The organism is Runella sp. R0.1_18 (assembly GCF_057652155.1).
The window spans coordinates 94,926-115,298 of the sequence record NZ_JBYFCK010000018.1 but is presented as its reverse complement, the minus strand read 5'-3'; the positions used below and the strand labels follow the sequence as shown (position 1 = coordinate 115,298).

General features: G+C 41.6%; 17 protein-coding genes. 15 read left to right on the top strand and 2 right to left on the bottom strand.

Annotation, left to right across the window (positions count from 1 at the left end; genetic code table 11):
• Nucleotides 1-2: 2 nt before the first annotated feature.
• The 5 genes from AC23P2_RS24570 to AC23P2_RS24550 all read left to right on the top strand — a co-directional run bounded on the left by AC23P2_RS24570 (nt 3) and on the right by AC23P2_RS24550 (nt 4,159).
• The gene (locus tag AC23P2_RS24570) at nt 3-599 is read left to right on the top strand and encodes a nucleotide-binding protein (protein WP_487775633.1); all 597 of its coding nucleotides are present in this window, start codon (nt 3-5) and stop codon (nt 597-599) included.
• Nucleotides 600-613: 14 nt separating this feature from the next.
• Nucleotides 614-883: a hypothetical protein gene (locus tag AC23P2_RS24565; RefSeq protein ID WP_487775632.1), complete on the top strand. Its 270-nt coding sequence runs from the start codon at nt 614-616 to the stop codon at nt 881-883.
• A 3-nt stretch (nt 884-886) separates the two neighbouring features.
• Nucleotides 887-1,327, top strand: coding sequence for a hypothetical protein (locus AC23P2_RS24560; RefSeq protein ID WP_487775631.1), 441 nt, complete (start codon nt 887-889; stop codon nt 1,325-1,327).
• 105 nt (nt 1,328-1,432) lie between these two features.
• Nucleotides 1,433-3,586, top strand: a complete 2,154-nt coding sequence (locus AC23P2_RS24555) for a YWFCY domain-containing protein (RefSeq protein ID WP_487775630.1) — start codon at nt 1,433-1,435, stop codon at nt 3,584-3,586.
• A gap of 48 nt (nt 3,587-3,634) precedes the next feature.
• On the top strand, nt 3,635-4,159 hold the full coding sequence (locus tag AC23P2_RS24550) for a hypothetical protein (protein ID WP_487775629.1): 525 nt from the start codon (nt 3,635-3,637) through the stop codon (nt 4,157-4,159).
• Between the two features lie 39 nt (nt 4,160-4,198).
• Here the strand turns inward: AC23P2_RS24550 and AC23P2_RS24545 are convergent, their stop codons facing one another.
• Nucleotides 4,199-4,720, bottom strand: coding sequence for a M23 family metallopeptidase (locus AC23P2_RS24545; RefSeq protein WP_487775628.1), 522 nt, complete (start codon nt 4,718-4,720; stop codon nt 4,199-4,201).
• A 197-nt stretch (nt 4,721-4,917) separates the two neighbouring features.
• Here AC23P2_RS24545 and AC23P2_RS24540 point away from each other — a divergent pair, with 197 nt between their 5' ends.
• The 4 genes from AC23P2_RS24540 to AC23P2_RS24525 are packed head-to-tail and all read left to right on the top strand — an operon-like array spanning nt 4,918 to nt 12,967.
• Nucleotides 4,918-5,199, top strand: a complete 282-nt coding sequence (locus AC23P2_RS24540; RefSeq protein ID WP_487775627.1) for a hypothetical protein — start codon at nt 4,918-4,920, stop codon at nt 5,197-5,199.
• A gap of 20 nt (nt 5,200-5,219) precedes the next feature.
• Entirely contained in the window at nt 5,220-7,535 is a 2,316-nt protein-coding gene (locus AC23P2_RS24535) for a toprim domain-containing protein (RefSeq protein WP_487775626.1), read from the top strand.
• Nucleotides 7,536-7,542: 7 nt separating this feature from the next.
• A complete protein-coding gene (locus AC23P2_RS24530; RefSeq protein WP_487775625.1) occupies nt 7,543-7,980 on the top strand; it encodes a DUF1896 family protein in 438 nt (145 codons plus the stop codon).
• Nucleotides 7,970-12,967 (top strand): helicase-related protein, encoded by a 4,998-nt coding sequence (locus tag AC23P2_RS24525; RefSeq protein WP_487775624.1) that lies wholly within the window; start codon nt 7,970-7,972, stop codon nt 12,965-12,967. Before AC23P2_RS24530 ends, AC23P2_RS24525 begins: the two co-directional genes overlap by 11 nt.
• Before the next feature lie 16 nt (nt 12,968-12,983).
• Here AC23P2_RS24525 and AC23P2_RS24520 read toward each other — a convergent pair whose 3' ends face one another.
• Nucleotides 12,984-14,036, bottom strand: a complete 1,053-nt coding sequence (locus AC23P2_RS24520; RefSeq protein ID WP_487775623.1) for a helix-turn-helix domain-containing protein — start codon at nt 14,034-14,036, stop codon at nt 12,984-12,986.
• A gap of 219 nt (nt 14,037-14,255) precedes the next feature.
• Here AC23P2_RS24520 and AC23P2_RS24515 point away from each other — a divergent pair, with 219 nt between their 5' ends.
• The 6 genes from AC23P2_RS24515 to AC23P2_RS24490 are packed head-to-tail and all read left to right on the top strand — an operon-like array spanning nt 14,256 to nt 20,267.
• Entirely contained in the window at nt 14,256-14,831 is a 576-nt protein-coding gene (locus AC23P2_RS24515; protein WP_487775622.1) for a restriction endonuclease subunit S, read from the top strand.
• A complete protein-coding gene (locus tag AC23P2_RS24510) occupies nt 14,824-16,323 on the top strand; it encodes a type I restriction-modification system subunit M (RefSeq protein ID WP_487775621.1) in 1,500 nt (499 codons plus the stop codon). Before AC23P2_RS24515 ends, AC23P2_RS24510 begins: the two co-directional genes overlap by 8 nt.
• A 12-nt stretch (nt 16,324-16,335) precedes the next feature.
• A complete protein-coding gene (locus tag AC23P2_RS24505) occupies nt 16,336-17,496 on the top strand; it encodes an SAVED domain-containing protein (protein ID WP_487775620.1) in 1,161 nt (386 codons plus the stop codon).
• 2 nt (nt 17,497-17,498) lie between these two features.
• Nucleotides 17,499-18,710, top strand: a complete 1,212-nt coding sequence (locus tag AC23P2_RS24500) for a nucleotidyltransferase domain-containing protein (protein ID WP_487775619.1) — start codon at nt 17,499-17,501, stop codon at nt 18,708-18,710.
• Nucleotides 18,691-19,176: a type II CBASS E2 protein gene (locus AC23P2_RS24495; protein WP_487775618.1), complete on the top strand. Its 486-nt coding sequence runs from the start codon at nt 18,691-18,693 to the stop codon at nt 19,174-19,176. The genes AC23P2_RS24500 and AC23P2_RS24495 overlap by 20 nt, the downstream gene beginning before the upstream one ends.
• Nucleotides 19,177-19,187: 11 nt before the next feature.
• Nucleotides 19,188-20,267, top strand: coding sequence for a Fic family protein (locus AC23P2_RS24490; RefSeq protein ID WP_487775617.1), 1,080 nt, complete (start codon nt 19,188-19,190; stop codon nt 20,265-20,267).
• Nucleotides 20,268-20,373: the final 106 nt, after the last annotated feature.

Sequence of the window (20,373 nt, the reverse complement as noted above, 5' to 3'; positions counted from 1 at the left end):
CAATGAAAGTAATCACCGTAGCGCATCAGAAAGGAGGAGTCGGTAAAACGACTTTGGCACTCAATCTTTCTTTTTTGTTTAAGGATACACTCAAGGTAGGTATTCTTGATACCGATTTACAAGGGAGTGTCGTTGGCTTAGGAGATTTACTGGAGGGAGTAACACTTGTACCGAGGGAAGCTTTGGAAACGGGAGAAGTACCCGAATTAGATATTCTGATAATTGATACGCCACCTTATTTGACTGATCAACTTTCCACTTTGTTTGAAATTTCAGACTTTGTTTTGGTACCAACAAAAGTGAGTTACTTAGACGTGATGGCAATTAAAGCAACCATTGCCTTGATTGCAGAAGCGCAAAAGAAAAACCCCGATATGAAAGCAGGTATTGTCTTAAACATGGTTAAATACCGAACGAGTGTAAATGCTGATATAAAGGGAATTTTGGATAGCTATTCTATTCCAACCCTGAAAACAAAAGTAATGGAACGAGTGAGTTACATACGTTCAGTTGTAGCTAATGGGGTAGGGAACATTGAGGATGAAAAAGCCCGTGAAGAAATGATGGCGTTAGCAGAGGAGATAGTTGAACAACTTTAAAAGAGTAATACAAAATGGCAGTAAGTGACGAATTTAAAAATCGGCTTGGTAAATTAAGTACAAAACTCGCAAAAGAGCCAGCTGAATTGCCGATGCAAAAAGTGGAGCCTGTTCAGGCTGTGACTCCTAAAACGGTAAAAGAGCCAGAGGATGAAATCACCCAATTTAATGTAAAAATACCTTCTTCCTTGATGAAGAAAATTAAACTTAAAGCGGTTGAGCAAGATATTAATATTAAAGATATGGTAGCTCAAATCTTAATTGAACATTTTAAGAACATGTAGAGGATGAGGTGGGAATACGAAAAACATCACTCAGAAATTGAGTACCCGATTGGTATTTTAGATTATGAAGCACTGGCTATTGGTATTTATGCAGGGTACAAAGTCTGTAAGGTATATGATTTGCATTGGTCGTACGGTTTACTGACATTCTTCGTTGCTGCGGTGACCTTTTGGGCATTGATTCAGGTGAGGTTTGTTCGTCTAATCTTAATTTGGAGCTTGACGCTCATCATTGGGTTTTTGACCTACTACATGGTACAAGACTCAGTAGATAATTTCATGGGAATTGTGGCTGGCTCATTAGCTGGGGCATTTATCTACTACAAACACACCAACGATTACAAAGTGTATCGCTATTATCAACACCTTAAAGAACGAATGCAGGAGGATGAAACTAAGGATTTTAAGGCATGGGAGTTAAAAAGGGTATTTGAGAACAAATAGTATAAATACAGCCGTTTATCTATTTGAATAACATAAAAATATATTTTAACTTCACACAATTAAATATTTTTATTATTTTAAGCCCCGAATTAAATTGATTGTTCAATGTCGGGGCTTTCGAGCAAGGAAAAAGAGGGATATGCTCAGGGGGTTGAGCTGCTATTGATTATTGCCATACTGTTGTTAGTATTTCATTTTCTGTGGTTTTGCCATGAGATTTTAGCTGAAAGTCTGCCAATTCGAGGCTTTATTTATACGTTTTTGACTAAGCTTCATCGACAATTTGGATTGTTTAACACACCGATTCTATCCAAAATTCTGACCTATTTCTTGATTTTTTTATATTCACTTGGCTCAAAAGGAAAGATTGACCCAAATGTGAAAAGGCAGAAAATAATGATTGATGCTGCAATTGGGACTGCTTTATTCATGGGTTCAATTTTTTTGCTTTACCTCAAAACAGCCTTTTCTCCTATCTTGATTGATACGCTTTATATTATCGTAACATTGGTAGGTACGTTGTTTTTGGTCAAATCAGGCCAATACCTTTCTCGTTTGCTTTTTGCTCAGCCTGAAAATGACATCTTTAATGAAACGAATGAAGAGTTTCCCCAAAACGAAGCATTGGTAACGAATGAGTTTTCTATTCATTTTAAAACAACGTACCATTTTCGAGGTAAATGGAGAGAAGGGCTGATAAATATTGTTAATCCGTTCCGTTCCACAATGGTATTAGGGGTACCTGGGTCGGGTAAATCGTATGCAATTTTGATACCTGCACTTTGGCAGTCTATATATAAAGGATATACTGCTTACGTTTATGACTTTAAGTTTCCTGACTTAACCGAAGAAGCCTACAATGCTTACCTAAAAACACTAAGAGAAAACAGCTTTGCATGGGGAAAAAAAGCCAATGGTGATCCGCTCATTCCCCAATTCTATGTCATTAATTTTGATGATATAGAGTACTCACATCGTTGCAATCCGCTTCTCCCCGAGTTGATGACCGATGTTATGGACGCCTATGAGTCTGCTCAAACAATCATGTTGAACTTGAACCGTACTTGGGCGCAGAAACAAGGTGAGTTTTTTCCTGAGTCAGCAATTAATTTTTTGACCTCTGTTATCTGGTATCTACGCACTGTAAGTATGAAATATCGGGAATTGTACGAACAGGAGAAGCAGAAGGTGGAAGGTGAACAAAGTCCCAAACTGTTACAAGACTTTAAGCGATTGGGACAAATTTGTACGTTTCCCCACACGCTGGAATTTACAAATCGACGTTATGATGAAACATTCCAAGTGATGGAACAGTACCCCGAAGTCGAGATTTATGTACGTCCTTTTATTGACGCTAAAGCAGGAGGGGCAATGGAGCAGTTGGAAGGACAGATTTCATCAGTTCGTATTCCGATGGCGCGGCTTTCGTCGCCAACGTTGTACTGGGTGATGACAGGCAATGATTTTAGCTTAGATATTAATAACCCCGACGAACCTAAAATACTATGTACGGGAAATAATCCTGAGCGGGTCAGCGTGTATGGAACTGCCTTTTCGCTTTACACGTCTCGCATGATGAAATTGGTGAATAAAAAGGGTAAATTAAAGTCGGCATTGTTTTGGGACGAATTGCCGACGATGTTTATCAAAGGAATAGACATGCTTATTGCTACTGCACGGAGTAATAAAGTAGCGACATGGTTAGGATTGCAAGATTTTGAACAGCTAGTTCGCGACTACGGTGAAAGGGAGGCTAAAGTAATTATCAATATTGTAGGTAATATTTTCTCGGGAACCGTAGTTTTTGAAACTGCCGAAAAGTTGGCTCGTCGATTTGGTAAAACAAACCAAGAGAAAGAGTCGATAACGTATTCTAAAAATGATACTACCATCAATGTATCGACACAGCAAGCGGATGTGATACCTGCCTCAAAAATTTCTACCTTAAAACAAGGAGAGTTTGTGGGGCAGTTTGTGGATAATTTTGGCGAAGAGTTTGATTTGAAGACGTTCAAAGCATTTGTGAGCGTAGAAAAAGACCAACTTCAAAAATCGGAGAAGTTACCTAAAATCAACGATTTAGGGAGGTTGGTAGAGAAGAAGTACGAGGTAGATTACTATGCCCTTACCGAGTCTGAAAAGGTTTCTTATAAGAATAAACTCCTACAAGAACATTATCATCGAGTGAAACAAGATATTTCGCTACTCATAGAGTACGAAATGGCGGAATACCAAATAACCATACCCACTAAAAAGTAACTAATCTAACCACCGCTCAAGCGGTTTACCTTGAAAAAGTAAAATACAATGAATCCAAGAGGAAGACCTAAGTTAGCTGCCGACGAAAAAGGAAACTATAACCCGATTTTAGTTGGCGAGGATGTGCTAAAAACGTTACAGATTTCTTCAGAACAGCCTGAAGAACAGGCCGAGTTGCAAGCCAAATTAGCGACTATCAAGGAAAATACTGAAGCAAGTGAGTATTATTGGAAGCTGGTCTTTACGTATTCTTTTTTTGTGTATAAAAATCGTAAAATGACGGATGCTATTTTTGACAGAGCTGATACTACTACCCTTGAGTCAATCAAAAAAATGAACCTAAAGCAGTTAGCGGAGACTGTAGGGATTGAGTATCATAATTTTAAAAATATGTACTCAGGTCGGGGGAATGCCAAAAATTTGCTTCAATATCAGTCATTTTTGTATGAAAACGGAGTCAATTTTATTTCGTTGCAGTACACCGATACTATCATCAATAAAGCGTATTCTTATTACCAACTATTGATAAGCAATAAGTATTCGAACGAGGAACTGAAAAACTTATTTTTTTGACGGTGAGCGGTTTCAACGAGGCTATAGAGTTAATACAGGTTATTTCCATTGTGAAAGTGCTTCAAGAAATTTCAATCCAAGGGTCAAGTACTCAATGGGACTGACATATTGACCATTTTTTTTGATGGCATAATGCAAATGCTTTCCAGTGGAGTGGCCTGTGTTACCTAATATTCCAATGGTTTCTCCAATTTGGAGAAATTGTCCTTCTTGCACATGTACACTTGCCAGGTGCCCATAAATGGATTGATAGGAATTACCGTGATTTATAATAACAAAGAGCCCCAGTCCGTTATCATAATCTATTTGTTCTACTAAACCTGTTCCTGTCGTTCGGATATACTGGTTATTTCCCGCAATGTCCACACCATTGTGATGCCTAAATCGACCATTGAGTGGGTGTTTTCGCCATCCAAAGTTGGAAGAGACTCTATTCCCATCCCAATAGTTTACGGGGGGGAGGCAAGGAATCGTGAAAGCGATTAAAGCATCTGACTGAACGATGTTGGGAAATTGTCGAAGAATATCTGCGTGAGATAGTCTTTTGAGTGTTGTAATCAACTCCCTTTTTGATGATTGAATACTATCTTTAGAGGGCTGACCGTTTGTTGATAATGAAAGTAAAATGCAAATTATTTTCAATATATATTTAATCATAATAGCAAAAATAAATAATTTGTTTTATTAAAATGACTTAACTTACTTTGTGATTGAAAAATAAGTTGTGCCATTTTTCAACTGCTAATCCATAACAATTGATGATGTTATCTCTTAATGACCTAACAAAAAGGTACGGGGCCGAACGAATCAACGTAGCTATTCAGCCGCTTTACATTGCTGATGGGGATGAGCCGCTCGACCCAAGCAGATACGTAATAAATGCTTCAGTCAATGATATTGAATTATGGGAATCTTTATCAAATGACGAGAAAAACTTACTTTACACGGCTCATTTGGATACTCTTTTTGATACCAAAGACTTGGTAAACTCATTGTTTGACATCAACGAGCCCGAAGGTGGTTTTGAAATTCCTGACTAACATCTAAGCCTGAAAAGACCATGCAAGATGTCAAAAACCGAGCTTCGAGAGAGCAATTAGCCATCCTTCGACATTTAAACAAAGAAGCTGTACGCTACATAGCATTTGGTGATTTTGCCTTAAATGGCATTGATAATACTCGTACGATTGGAAATGTTCAACTCTGGATTGAACCTACACCCGATAATGTTGAAAGATGCAATAAGGCCATCAAAAATATGTATGGGGCCAGAAGTATTACCCAATTGCCTCAGAGCGTCGTTACCAATCCAGAAGCCAAACGTACTTTAACGCTGGGTAGTGGCGAGGTTAGAGTTGCTGTTTACCCAGCAATCAGTGGTTTTCATCCTGCCGAGTTTAAAGAAGTGTATCAACGAAGTGAGAAAGGGCGAGCGTATTTGCCAAGCCAAACGGGAAAATTTGATGGTTCTGTTGGGTACAAGCAGTTAAATATGAACGACTTGTATCATAATATTCAAGAATCGAAGTCAGTTCATAAGGCTTGGAATCTGGAGACCATTGAGCGATTTGCGGCGAAAAATGATGTGACCTTAAAAAAGCCTGATGGTAGTGAAATTACGGAACGAGATAAAGTAGCCATATCATCCCAAACCCAACGAAAAGGCGGACGTATGACCCGAGATTTAAGCCAAATAAAGCAGGAGTTAGATTTAGAAATTGTACTACAACATTATGGTTATCAGTTGGATAAAAAGAAGTCCCGTCCCAACGATGCTTGGCGGCTGTACGAAACGGGAATAAAAGGAGATAAGCAACGTTTGGCAGTTGCGGCCGTCAAAGATTATGGGGCTAAATTTTTTGTGGATTTAAACGACCCACAATTCAAAGGTGATATTTTTAAGTTCATGGAACGGATGGAACACGGAAACTATCGCCATATTTTTCAGACGATTGACTCGATCATGATGCAAGATGGATTTGCTGAAAAGAAGAGAATGGTTGAGCCAATGATTGAAGTTCCTGCCAATTATTTCTTGAAAGATACGCAGCTCCGTGAGCAGGATTTGTACAGCAAATATCAGATCGCTCCGTTGACTGATACCGAATATTTGGAAGGACGGGCTATTGAAAAACAGACACTTTTTTCCAAAGAATTTGAGGGACGAATCAAAAACGTGGCGTTTGACACGGGTGTGATTCGACACGTAAATACAGCCTTCCCTATGTACGCCCGTGATGGAAATATTGCATCAATGGATATTCGGAATGTGGCATATAAAGCATTTCCCGAAGGGGAGCGAGGAGAAGCACTTTGGCACTCAAATCGTTTTTTTGAGGCAAGAGAGGCTATGAAAGATGAAAAAGGACAAGAAATTTTACAGGGGACTATTGGTACAATTTACCGCCAAGATGCTAAAAACGTAGTATTTTTATCTGGAGAATTAGGCGAAGAAAAACGTGCTGTTTTGTCTATTGAGCAAGCCAAAACGGGTTTTTATGAAGTCCCCGTTCAACGAATTGTTATTTCTGAATCGGCCATTGATGCGATTTCGTTAAAACAATTGAACCCCGAACAAGCTGATGAACGACGTTTTTACGTCGCTACTGGTGGGCAACCTGGCGGGAAACAAGTGGCTTTTTTGCAAGAAATCCTCAATAGAAATCCGCAAGCGCAATTAGTGATTGCACAAGATGGTGATAATGCTGGGTTACGGTTTGCGGTGAATTATTTGGCTTTGGACCATCCGTCCGAAAACCCTGAGATGAAGGTTAAACCCTACCTGACCTATTCATCACCTACTAATCAGCAAACAAAAAAAACGGATGAAAATACCGAGAACCAAGAATCCGTCGGAACAAATCGGTTGAACTTGGAGCTTCGCTACCCCTTAGCGTTGGGAGCAAGAAAAGCGCAGGAACTAAACGAGAGCTTCATAAAAGATTTGGTCGAAGACATGAATTTGTTTGTGAAACGATATAGCACGGATTTGAACGATAAAGAAAAGAAAATCAATGAGTTTCAACGAGAAACCATGTTGGATGAAAACATGAAATACATGATAACCCGTACTACGATTCACTTTCCGAATGATACTAAATTATTGACTAAGGCATTGAATCGTATTAGTGATGAAATCGAAAAACGGCAAGAACAAAAACTATTTCAAGTCGTGCGTCCAACTCGTCAGCAAAAAGATTTGAACGATGTGTTGAGAGAACGTAAGGGTCAAGCCTTACCTCTTTCTCATAACCTTAAATTGCCCGCACCGCCCGCAATTAAACCTTACCAAGAGATTCAAAAATCAAAACAGGAGGAAATGAAAAATTCTGAATCACAGGGGTTTGGGCAAGGGAAGAATAAAATTAGTTTTTGATGCAACTATGGAGCAGAATTACTTTACCCTATACTTACAGAGTTATTTGCAAAGCGATTTTCCTGATTTGCTGGCTCAACTCGCCCCAGAAGAAATAGAGAATCTTGTATTAGAGCGAGCAAATCAGGCTGCTTCTATTTTTGAAAAGGAACGATTAGCAGGTAAGGACGTTTTACAAGCCCAAGAGGTAGCCATTGCTGAACTCACCAATGGCCTATCTTTCTCGACCTATTCGTTTTTGAATAATTTGCTCGAAACCGAGTTTCTGTCTGATTATCAAAGATTAATCGCAACAGAGAAACGGCAAACCTTTGTCATTGCTATTTGCCCATTGCTCGAAAAACTTGTACACAAGTACGAATCTGAATCGGGCGAGAATCAGCGACTCTGCTACCATTTAATAATCGGTCAACTTGAAAATTTGATTCAAGCTCATGGCCTTTAATCCCAAACACCACCTCGTACAAAATACCGAGGCGATAGCTCTTGCGTTGCAATTGCAAAAAGAAGGAGCTAGTCCAACGTCTGAGCAAGCCGATTTAATTCGTCGCTATGCAGGTTTTGGTGGAATCAAGGCGATACTTTTACCCTTGGAAGACGACAGTGCTTGGCAAACGAAAGCAGATATTGAATTACGCCCCCTTGTTCAAACACTGTGGGAAACAATAAAAAATGCGGCAGGTGAACAACGGGCCGAGGAATACTGGCAAAGCCTTAAAAATAGTGTATTGACCAGTTTTTACACTCCTCCAGCGGTGATTGAAGCGCTGGGAGAAGCTATCCAACAAACGGGGTTTGAAGTGAACAACTTTTTAGACCCTTCGGCGGGGTTGGGGCAGTTTTCGGAAGGATTTCAGCAAAAAGGTTTATCTCTCACCAATTCCCTTTTGATTGAAAAAGACCTACTGACGGCTACGCTGTTGGAAACGCTGTATGGTAAAAATCAAGTAAAACAACAAGGGTTCGAAGACATCAGCAGTCGCTACTTGAATACCTTCGACTTGGTAGCCTCCAACATTCCCTTTGGCGACGTGGCCGTGTGGGATGCCGCCTTTGCCAACAGCAAAGAAAAAACCAAACGCCAGGCTTGCCGAAGTTTGCACAGTTATTTTTTTGCCAAAGCCGTGGACGTAGTTAAAGAGGGTGGGGTAGTGGCCTTCTTGACAACTGATGCGTTGATGAATAGTCCAAGTAATGAGCCTATCAGGCACTATTTGATGCGGAATACAAATCTGATAAGCTCAGTTCGCTTACCTCACAATCTATTTACTGATTTTGCGGGCACAAGTGTTGGCAGTGATTTGATTATTCTCCAAAAAGATACCCAAAAAACAAACCTTAGCCATCGCGAACGGCTCTTTATCCAAAGTCCACGGGGTGAGTATCCGAGCAACCGCTATTACGAAAACTTGGGGCGTATTGTCCATACCCAGCTTCAATTTGATACTGACCAGTATGGTAAACCCGCTCGGATTTTCATTCATAAAGGGGGAGGCGAAGCCATTGGTCACGAATTGAAAAAAATGCTGGACGAGGATTTGGGCCAACACCTCAAAATCGCTGTACCAACTGAAAAAGCGCGGGTTGTCATTAGTAAAGCCCCACCTACGCCTCAACTTGACCTTTTTGCGACGCTTCAACCAACGTTGGTGATTGAATCTCAGCTTTTTGAAGGCATAAAATACCCTCACTTAAAAGAAGGTTCGTTGGTAGAACAAAATGGGCTTGTGGGAAAGGTGTACGAGTTGGCCGAGGCAAAACCTTCTTTTCGTCCTCTGGAAGTCTCGAAGGCCCAACAGGAAAAAGTGAAAAGCCTGATTCAGCTTCGAGATAATTACCAGCTACTCTACAATTTTGAGCAGGAATTTCAAGCCGAAAATGCAGGATTACGCCAGCTGCTAAATGAATCGTATGAGCGCTTCATGGCCCAATACGGTCAGTTAAACCGCAAAGAAAATGTTGGAACCGTCTTGCTCGACCCGCAAGGGAAAGAACTGTTGGCTTTGGAGCGGGTCAAAGAGGGGCAGTTTATTAAAGCCGATATTTTTGAACAGCCTGTTTCATTTTCCACAAAACAACGCATTGAAACGGCCGAAGATGCCTTACTTGCGTCGTTGAATTGGTTCGGGAAAGTCAATCTTGACTACATGCAAGAAGTGAGTGGTTTAAGCGACGAAAAATTGCTGAATCAGTTGCAAGACCGCCTGCTCTTTGACCCGATTCAAGACGAATACAAAACCCGAGAGATGCTGCTCTCTGGTAATGTTTTTGAAAAATTGAGGACGATTGAAGAATACCTCGAACAAAATACGACGGAGCAGCATCAGGCACAGGTGGAAAAAACGCTGGAAGCACTACGTGAAAGCCAGCCAGAAAAAGTACCGTTTGAACTGTTGGAATTTAATTTTGGCGAACGTTGGATTCCGACGCAAGTATATCAAGATTATTTGAGCCATTTGTTTGACCTACCCATTCGGATTCAGTACGCACCATCTACGGATACGTTTACGGTGAGACCCTTGCGAAGTACCCAAAGTAACGCAAAAATTACCACTGAATTTGCCGTAAATGCTCAAACCCGCACCTACGATGGCCTAGATTTAGCCGAATATGCGTTGCTGAATACCAATCCTCACATTACCAAAAAGTTGTGGGAAAATGGCCAGGAAATGACGGTCAAAGACCAGGAGAAAACGCAATTGGCGGCCAGTAAAATTGAACAAATTCGTCATCAGTTTCCTGTTTGGCTAAACGAGCAGTCAAAAGACCTCAAAACAGAGATAGAACAACGTTATAATCAACTGTTTAACTGCTACGTCAAACCTCAATACGATGGTAAGCACCAGCAGTTTCCGCACCTCAATTACAAAAACTTGGGGATAACGAGTTTATACCAAAGCCAAAAAGATGCCGTGTGGATGCTGCTTCAAAACGAAGGAGGAGTGGCAGATCACGAAGTAGGTTCGGGTAAAACCCTGATTATGTGCGTGGCTGCCTATGAAATGAAACGGTTGGGCATTGTCAACAAACCCATGATTATTGGACTCAAAGCCAATGTTCACCAGATTGCGGAAACCTTTCAGTCGGCCTACCCAGAAGCGAAGCTGCTATATCCCCAAGCTAGTGATTTTAGTCCCGAAAACCGTGTCAAACTATTTAATGACATCAAAAACAATAATTGGGATTGTCTCATTCTGACCCACGACCAATTTGGGAAAATTCCTCAGTCGTACCAAATCCAGCAAAAGACGGTTCAAGCGGAATTGAACAACGTAGAACTGGATTTGGAAGTAATGCGTCGCCAAAACAACGAAGTATCCAAGGCTGCTTTGAAAGGACTCGAAAAGCGCAAAGCAAACTTGACGGTTGAGATGGCTCGTATCAACCACCAACTCAAAGAAAAAAGAGACGATGTTCCTGATTTTCAGCAAATGGGCATTGATCACTTGTTTATTGACGAAAGTCACCGCTTCAAAAACCTGATGTTTACCACTCGCCATAACCGAGTGGCGGGTTTAGGCAACCAAGAAGGTAGCCAAAAGGCCATTAATTTGCTGTACGCGATTAGAACGATGCAGCAACGCAAGAACAAGGATTTGTGTGCTACTTTTCTTTCAGGGACGACTATCAGTAACTCATTGACCGAACTCTATCTAATATTTAAGTACCTCCGCCCCAAAGAACTCCAAAAACAGAATATTGTCAACTTTGACGCCTGGGCCGCAGTATATGCCAAGAAAACCACCGATTTTGAGTTTTCGGTCACCAATAACCTGATTCAGAAAGAGCGTTTTCGATACTTTATCAAAGTACCTGAGTTGGCTATGTTTTACAATCAGATTACCGATTTTAGAACGGCCGACATGATTGGCATTGAGCGCCCTCAGTTGAACCAAAAACTCATACACGTATCTCCCACGCCGCAGCAAGAAGATTTTATTCAGAAATTAATGAAGTTTGCCGAAACGGGCGATGCGACCTTGCTCGGCCGTCCCAAACTAAGTGAAGGAGAAGAGGCGGCGAAGATGCTAATTGCGACCAATTACGCCAAGAAAATGGCCTTGGATATGCGTTTGCTCAATCCAAATTACGATGACCATCCCAATAATAAAGTGAGCCAATGTGCCCAAAAACTGGCCGAACACTATCAGCAAACCCTGCCCCACAAAGGGACACAGCTAGTATTTTCGGATTTGGGAACGTACAAACCTCAGCAGTGGAATGTGTATAGCGAATTGAAACGAAAGTTGGTAGAAGAGTACCAGATTCCACCTCATGAAATCAGGTTCATCCAAGAATGTAAAAATGAAGCCCAACGAACCAAACTCTTTGCCGATACCAACGCAGGCAAGGTAAGAATCCTGTTGGGTTCAACCGAAATGTTGGGGACGGGCGTGAATGTACAGCAGCGCATCGTGGCCTTGCACCATTTGGATATTCCTTGGAAACCCTCCGAATTAGACCAACGTATAGGGAGAGGGGTTCGTAAAGGAAACGAGATTGCAAAATTGTACGGCAACCAAGTCCACAACTATGTGTATGCCGTCGAAAAGACCTTGGACAACTACAAGTTCAACCTGTTGCAGAACAAATCGTTGTTTATTAGCCAAATCAAAAACTCTAACTTAGCTACCAGACGGATTGACGAAGGCAGTTTGGACGAAAAGAACGGCATGAATTTTAGCGAATACATCGCAATTTTGTCGGGTAATACCGATTTATTGGAAAAAGCTAAGATAGAAAAGCGGTTGGGCAGATTAGAGTCCGACTTGTTGATTTACAATAAAGACGTGATAACGGCACAACAGAGGTTGAATGCCCAACAACAACAGACCGAAAAAACAGCGCAAAAATTGGAGAGCCTAATCGCGGACAGAAGACTGTTGCGAGAAAAACAGGCTTACACTGAAACGGACCAAATTACTGGACAGCTTAAAGTGGCAGGCTTAGAAAGTGAAGACCCCAAAGAAATTGGTAAAAAACTGGTCAGTATTGATAAAAACAACCGTAGTGCTTCAGAACAAAAGGTGGGGGAATTACACGGGTTTCAGCTAGTAGTGTTCACCAGTACTCATTTTGTAGATGGGTACGCCCATAAGGTGAATTATTTCTCGGTAATTTCACCAAATGGTGCAAAGTACCAACATAATGGCGGCCAAATGCCACGAACGCCAGAGTTGGCCGCTCAGTTTGCCCATAATGCACTTGAAAAAATCCCCAAATTGATAGAAGATCAACGCAAGCGGGTAGGAGACTTCAAACGTGACATTGAGCAATTACGAGATTTTATATCGAAGCCGTGGCCCTACAAACAAGAGCTTACGCAGCTTCGCCAAGACTTGCAAAGCATAGAGCGTAAAATTCAGGATTCGCTCACGGAGAAGGTTTCGGAGAAAAAAGAAGAGAAAAGGGTGGGGGCGAAGGTGGGGTGATAGTGCTTTTTAATACTTATCCATGCGTTAAGCCTGTTAATTCCTGTCTAAACTCCGCTAACTTCTGATTATTCAAGGCCGCCGCTTTCGACATAGATATGATTTCTTCGGCTGCTGCTCGGTAGAGTAGCTGCTTGAAACGTAGGGCTTTTTCTTGTCCAAGGTATCGTCCAGGTTCATTTTTTCGATAGCCTAATTTACTGAATAGAATACTAAAGTCTTGATACCCAGTCTCGCTGATGATGCCCAATGCCTTAGCTCGTGCCATAATGGCCTGAATAGAAACACCATATTGTTCTTTCACCTGCACCAATTCGGCTAAGGAAATATAGCGACGCCGTACGGCCATTTCTTCAATAAAAGTTTCTTTTGGCAACAAAAAGGCTCCTGCAAAAGCGTGGCAGAGTTTTTCAACCTGTTTTTCGGGTATGTCTGGATTAAACCTCAATACGCAGTGGGCCAGCTCGTGCAAAGCGGTAAACCGTTGCCTCACTACATCAAAAACGGTGTTAACTACAATGACAAGGCTATCATTACCCATGGCAGATAATCCATCAAAACTTTCGTTTGCCGACACCTGAAATACTTTAATGCCTCGGTCTTCGAGAGTTCCAATCACGTTTCCAATAGAATCCCGTCCTAACTTCCAAGCGTCTCGTAACCGCTCCGCCGCGGGGTCAATGTCTTCAAAGGAGTTAATAACAGTACCTTCTATTGGATTCTCAAACTTGATTTGAGCATCCAATAGCGATTCTAATTCATGGTATCTTTCTAAAAAATCAACGGTCTGCTCTCGTACTTTTTCTTCTTCGGTTTTGGTAAGTTTTACTCGCTTTCTGAATTCTACATTTTGGAGGATAACCCGCTCAGAGCGAAAGAAATAATTGACTCGAACGCCTAATATTTGGGCGATTCGTATTAAGCGTTCGCTATCGGGTCGGGCTTTTCCTTGTTCGTACTGATGAAGGGCTTGTTTGGAAACATCCCCTAAACTATCTGCGAGTTCTTGTAGCGACATTCCAGCCATTTTTCGAGCCGAAACAAACCTATCGGCAAAAGTAGATTCCATTTTAGTGAATTTTATATTGACAAAATAAGTAAAAAATATATATTTGTCAATACGACTATTGTTTTTACTTTTGTTGTGTCAACAAATAAAATACATAATTTCTATCATTTGGTTATTTTAACACCTATTTTTCTATAAAAAATTTTATTACATTAAAATAAAATAAAAAATATTTAACAAAAATGAACTACTTTTGTATAAAGTAGGTTAATGTGATTGATGGAAACAATTGGAAATATAGCAGAGATACTTTTTGGAGTCAATATCCAAAATCGTCATTCGGCGGGCGAGATACGTTATTTGCAGATGAGTGATTTTGATGATAGTGGGTTGATAATCAACAACCAACCAGCCGTTTTTGTAGAAACTGCTGACCTCACAACTGAGCGACAACTTCTACAAACAGGCGATATTTTGCTTCCTGCTAAGGGAGGGCGTAATACCGCTTTTTATATCGAGGAAAGCTATTTGCCTGCTGTGGCCTCATCGTCGTTTTTTGTCGTGAGACTCCAAACTACTTTGATTGATGCTCGGTTTTTGATGCTTTACCTCAACCAACCCAGTACCCAAGTGAAAATTAAATCCATGATTAGTACCACGGCCACCGTACCCGTACTCAACAAAAAAGATTTTTTGAATCTGCTCGTGCCGATTGTTCCTCTCGCCCAACAGTACCAAATTATTCAACTTCACCACCTCCATCAGCAAGAGCGACAGCTTACAATGCAAGCGTGGGCTCAGAAAGAATTACGTTTTCAAGGAATTTTTACACATATCATTCAAAATCATGTCTAAGCTCATCTCACAAGCTGAAATTAACAATACCGTCTGGAAAGCCTGCGATACATTCAGAGGCGTAATAGACCCCAGTCAGTACAAAGATTATATTTTGACTTTCCTGTTTGTGAAGTACCTTTCTGACCTCTGGAAAGACCGCTATAACTATCATCTGAACCGCTACGATGGCAATACTGAACGAACCGAACGCGCCATGCGAAACGAGCGTTTCCAATTGCCCGAGCATTGCCAATACGATTACCTGTATAACAACCGCAACGAACCCAACATCGGCGAATTGATTAACGAAGCCCTCGAAGAGTTACAAGACTCGAACCGTGCTAAGTTAGAGGGCGTGTTCAGGAATATTGACTTTAATTCAGAGGCTAATTTGGGGCAGACCAAAGACCGCAACCGCCGTCTGAAAAATCTCATTGAAGATTTCAAAAATGTGGATTTATCGCCTTCTCATTTAGAATCGGCCGATGTCATTGGCGATGTGTATGAGTACCTGATTGAACGCTTTGCCTCTGATGCGGGCAAAAAAGCAGGGGAGTTTTATACGCCCTCGCCCGTGGCTACGCTTTTGGCTGAACTCATGAACCCCCAGCCAGGTAGTCGCATTTGCGATCCTACCTGTGGCTCTGGTTCATTGCTAATTAAAGTGGCTCAAAAAATTGGCAACAACAATTTTTCGGTCTATGGCCAAGAAGTAAACGGCTCTACCTACGCCCTGGCTCGTATGAACATGTTTTTGCACGGCATGGACGATGCCACCATTCGTTGGGGTGATACCATCAATAACCCCCTGTTATTGGAAGGCGACCACCTGATGAAGTTTGACATTGTAGTGGCCAATCCGCCCTTTTCGCTTGATAAATGGGGGGCAGAAGAAGCTCCCCACGATCGCTACAACCGTTTTTGGCGGGGAGTTCCGCCCAAATCAAAGGGGGATTTTGCCTTTATCAGCCATATGATAGAAACAGCCTACGAAGGCCGTGGCAAGGTAGGAGTAGTGGTGCCGCATGGGGTATTGTTTAGAGGAGCAGCCGAAGGCAAGATTCGCCAACAACTTATCGAAAACAACCTCCTTGAAGTAGTAATTGGTTTGCCTGCCAATCTATTTTTCGGAACGGGTATTCCTACCGCTATTTTGGTGTTCAATCGTGGTAAGCAGCACCAAAACGTGTTGTTTATTGATGCCTCCCGTGAATACACCGAAGGTAAAAACCAAAATACCCTCAGCACCGACCATATCCAGCACATCGTAAGTACCTACCGTCAAGCTTCCTCATTGGGGGCTGTTGAACCTAAATACGCCTATTGGGCCACGCTCGACGAAATCCGCCAAAACGACTACAACCTCAATATACCACGCTACGTGGATACTTTTGAGGAAGAACTCGAAATAGACCTGAAAGCTACCCAAAACGAGATTGATTATCTTGAAAACCAACTTACTGACATTAAGCAGCAAATGAAAGCCTATTTGCAGGAATTAGGATTTTAAATAATTACAGCCATGAAAACAATTACGAAAAAAGAAAAAAATAGAACTCCCATACCTCCTAAAACAATTTTAAGGCTTTGGGTTAAAGCTGCTGGAAGATGTCAGTTTGAAGGTTGTAACAAGCAACTTTGGCGAGATGATATAACAATGAAAGAATGCAACAAGGCCTACGTAGCTCACATTGTTGCGGCAGAAGAAGGTGGAGAACGTGGAGATCCGATAAGGTCGAAGCTACTTTGTACTGAATATAGCAATTTGATGTTGTTATGCGCTGATTGTCACAATAGAGTTGACGAAAAAGGTATTGGAGGCAAAAATTATCCAGAAGTTGTACTTCTCAAAATGAAACAAATTCATGAAGAACGTATTGAGAGACAAACAGGAATACATCAAGATAAGCATAGTGAAATCTTACTTTTTGGAGCAAACATAGGAAAGCATGATTCCCCGCTGTGCTATAAAATGGCACATCAAACAATCATTGACACACATTATCCATCAAGCCAAAGCGGAATACAACTTGGATTGACAAATAGTGGAATACTTGACCATAATCAACGATTTTGGGAATATGAAGAGGATAACTTACGGATAAATTTTGATAATTATGTAAAACGCCAAAGGCAATCAGGTACAATCAAACACCTATCTGTCTTTGGGTTAGCTCCCCAGCCTTTACTGATTCTTTTAGGAAGCCTATTGGGTGATTTACACCCAACGGAGGTTTATCAGCTTCATCGAGAGCCGAAAACATGGAAGTGGTTGAATGAAACGGATGAGGTAACTTTTGAGATTATAAAACCTCAAAATAATTACCCCACCGTTGCTTTGGTATTTGCGTTGAGCGCTTCGATTACGGAAGACCGTGTTGTGAGCGTATTAGGTGAGGAATGTTCGATTTGGACATTTACAGTGAACAAACCCAACAATGACTTTCTGAGAAACAGAGAGCAATTGGCACGGTTTAGAACGGAGTTGCGATCGCTCTTGAATGAAATAAAAGCCCGCCATGGTCAAAATAACCTCATTCACGTATTCCCTGCAATGCCTAATGCCATGGCCATTGAATTGGGAAGAGTAAGAATGCCTAAGGCAGACTTGCCAATGCTCGTTTACGACCAAAATTTTCAAAACCCAGCTCGTGGGTTTTATCCAACAATTAAAATTGACTAAAAATGACGCCTGAAATAGACAGAGAGTACAGCAAAATTCTTGATAAAATTGCTGAAAAATTAGACCTTACAGATACCCAGTATGAAATCGCTACCCGCAGTTACCAAGCCGTAGCAAGTTGGTTAGATGCCCCCGATTCACCATTAAGGCCCTACCGTCCGCATATTAGCCCCCAAGGGTCTTTTAGGTACGGAACAGTAATCCGTCCGCTTTTGGAAGATGAAGATTACGACGTTGATTTGACCTGTAAACTACATATTTCTGAAAGCCAAATTACGCAACAGTGGTTAAAAAAAGTAGTAGGTGACCGTCTGAAAACGAATGAAACCTACAAGCGTATGCTTGCGCCCGAAAAACGGAGATGTTGGCGACTGCAATACAATGATCAGTTTCGTTTTCATTTAGACATCGTACCGTCTATTCCCGACAGCGCTCAGTATATTCAACAACTCACTACACTACTGGCTGTACCCAGTTCGCTTGCCATTCATGCCCTTTGTATTACTGACAATGAAACGTGGGATACCGATATTGATTTTCCCAAAAGCAATCCTGAAGGCTATGCACTGTGGTTTTTGCAGTGTATGAGGGTCGAATTTGACCGCCGACGTATGCTTTTGGCGGAACAAATGAAAATGAGTGTGGACGCTGTACCTGAATACCGAGTAAAAACCCCTCTACAACGGGTAGTACAACTTTTGAAGCGGCACCGAGATTTGCGCTATGGCGATAACCCCAATGCACCCATTTCGATAATCATTACTACCCTTGCCGCCAAAGCTTACCAAAACGAAACCGATATTTTTGTAGCCCTACGTAATGTATTGAGCCGAATGGCAAGTTTTATTGAGTTGGATGAGCAAGGCAATAGAGTTGTTAAAAACCCCGTAAATCCACTCGAAAACTTTGCTGATAAATGGGCAGAAAACCCTGAAAAGGAAGAATTGTTTTTTGAGTGGCTCAACCGAGCGAAGCGAGACTTTGACCAGCTCGCCCAAAAACGTGGACTACCCGAACTTGCAGTACCGTTGCAACAATACTTTGGTGAAAATATAGTGAGAAAAGCTCTTAATGAGGTGGCTGAACAAACGCTGAAAGAACGAGAAGCCAACCGACTCTTTATGGCGGCAGGAACGGGAATTTTGAGCTCACAACAGACCCCAAAAAGTGTACCTGTAACCCAACACAATCCGTATGGAAGCGATAAAGGTTAAAAAACTGACCCCTATAATGCAGGGAGCAAGGTTAAAAACCTTATTCCCCCTGTCTGATTTTACGGTGCTGGCACATGGTTTGGGTATTAAGTGGAAAGGCTGCCTACAACCCAATCCTATCAGCCAACTTTATCAAATAAGCGTCACGTATTTGCAAGGTAAAGCGCCAATTACCAAAGTCCATACGCCATTAATCATTCCTGATGGCAAAAAACTCCCTCATGTGTATTCGCAAATCAAGCAGGAGCTTTGTCTCTATTATCCCAAAAACAACGAATGGCACAGCGGTTTATGGATTGTAGAAACCATTGTCCCCTGGGCATCAGAATGGCTATATCATTACGAAAATTGGGTAGCAACTGGCGATTGGAAGGGTGGTGGAATTGAGCACGAACAACCCAGCAAAGTAGAGGTAGAATCAAAGAAAAGATTTAGTGTATTACTACCTAAATTATTGAAACGCTAATCAAGCCCAACATGGAATACACCATACCGCTACTGCCACTACCCCAAGACATCGAAACAAGAGTAGTATTGAAAAAAACGGCCAAGGCACATCAGAGTTTGGCCGAACTGAAAGGTATTGCACAAACTATCCCTAACGATGCCATCATTATCAATACGCTGGCTTTGCAAGAAGCAAAAGACAGTTCGGCTATCGAAAATATCATAACTACCCACGACGAGCTTTACCAAAGTGATGCCCTCAAACGTCACTTTGCAACAATGGCCGCCAAAGAGGTGCATAGCTACGCCCAAGCCCTCAAACATGGCTATGAATTGGTACGCTTGCATAGTATCTTGACCAACAATTACATTATTCAGATACAGGGCATCATCGAAGAAAACAATGCGGGTTTTAGGAAATTGCCAGGAACCGCCCTGAAAAACGAACAAACTGGCGAAACGGTTTATACTCCGCCACAGACCCACGACCAGATTGTAGCTTTGATGCAAAACCTCGAACAGTTCATCAACGACTCGGAAAACTCAGACCTCGATCCTTTGGTCAAAATGGCCATCATTCACCATCAGTTTGAGAGTATTCACCCGTTTTACGATGGAAACGGCCGTACGGGGCGTATCATCAATATTCTGTATCTGGTTAAAGAAGGACTGCTGACACTCCCCATTCTGTACCTAAGCCGCTACATCAATCAGTACAAAGCCGAATATTACCGCCTGCTGCAACTGACCCGCCAAACCCAAGATTGGGAGCCGTGGTTGTTGTTTATGCTCGAAGGGGTGGCCCAAACCGCCCAGCAAACCACTCAAATGATTGTGAACATCAAAACCCAAATGCAGGAGGTGAAGCATACCATGCGGAGCCAACTCCCCAAAATATACAGCCAAGACTTGCTTAACAACCTGTTTAACCACCCCTACACCAAAATTGAGTTTGTCATGAACGAGTTGTTGTTGAGTAAACCCACCGCTATCAAATACCTCGACGCACTCATTGAAGTAGGTATTTTGCAAAAACACAAAATAGGACGAGAAACCTATTATATCAATCAACGACTTTTTGAAACAATCATGAATGTTCCTAAAATGTAAACAAAACGCCGTTTTTCTTTACCTATTCTCAAAACAAGTAAACAAAACCCCCATTTTCTTTACCTATTTTAGGCATTGTACTCGATTTCTAATTTATGCAAGTCTC

Coding starts and splice junctions, on each gene's coding strand:
- AC23P2_RS24570 (WP_487775633.1), top strand. CDS start 3: ATGAAAGTAATCACCGTAGCGCATCAGAAAGGAGGAGTCGGTAAAACG.
- AC23P2_RS24565 (WP_487775632.1), top strand. CDS start 614: ATGGCAGTAAGTGACGAATTTAAAAATCGGCTTGGTAAATTAAGTACA.
- AC23P2_RS24560 (WP_487775631.1), top strand. CDS start 887: ATGAGGTGGGAATACGAAAAACATCACTCAGAAATTGAGTACCCGATT.
- AC23P2_RS24555 (WP_487775630.1), top strand. CDS start 1,433: ATGTCGGGGCTTTCGAGCAAGGAAAAAGAGGGATATGCTCAGGGGGTT.
- AC23P2_RS24550 (WP_487775629.1), top strand. CDS start 3,635: ATGAATCCAAGAGGAAGACCTAAGTTAGCTGCCGACGAAAAAGGAAAC.
- AC23P2_RS24540 (WP_487775627.1), top strand. CDS start 4,918: ATGATGTTATCTCTTAATGACCTAACAAAAAGGTACGGGGCCGAACGA.
- AC23P2_RS24535 (WP_487775626.1), top strand. CDS start 5,220: ATGCAAGATGTCAAAAACCGAGCTTCGAGAGAGCAATTAGCCATCCTT.
- AC23P2_RS24530 (WP_487775625.1), top strand. CDS start 7,543: ATGGAGCAGAATTACTTTACCCTATACTTACAGAGTTATTTGCAAAGC.
- AC23P2_RS24525 (WP_487775624.1), top strand. CDS start 7,970: ATGGCCTTTAATCCCAAACACCACCTCGTACAAAATACCGAGGCGATA.
- AC23P2_RS24520 (WP_487775623.1), bottom strand. CDS start 14,036: ATGGAATCTACTTTTGCCGATAGGTTTGTTTCGGCTCGAAAAATGGCT.
- AC23P2_RS24515 (WP_487775622.1), top strand. CDS start 14,256: ATGGAAACAATTGGAAATATAGCAGAGATACTTTTTGGAGTCAATATC.
- AC23P2_RS24510 (WP_487775621.1), top strand. CDS start 14,824: ATGTCTAAGCTCATCTCACAAGCTGAAATTAACAATACCGTCTGGAAA.
- AC23P2_RS24505 (WP_487775620.1), top strand. CDS start 16,336: ATGAAAACAATTACGAAAAAAGAAAAAAATAGAACTCCCATACCTCCT.
- AC23P2_RS24500 (WP_487775619.1), top strand. CDS start 17,499: ATGACGCCTGAAATAGACAGAGAGTACAGCAAAATTCTTGATAAAATT.
- AC23P2_RS24495 (WP_487775618.1), top strand. CDS start 18,691: ATGGAAGCGATAAAGGTTAAAAAACTGACCCCTATAATGCAGGGAGCA.
- AC23P2_RS24490 (WP_487775617.1), top strand. CDS start 19,188: ATGGAATACACCATACCGCTACTGCCACTACCCCAAGACATCGAAACA.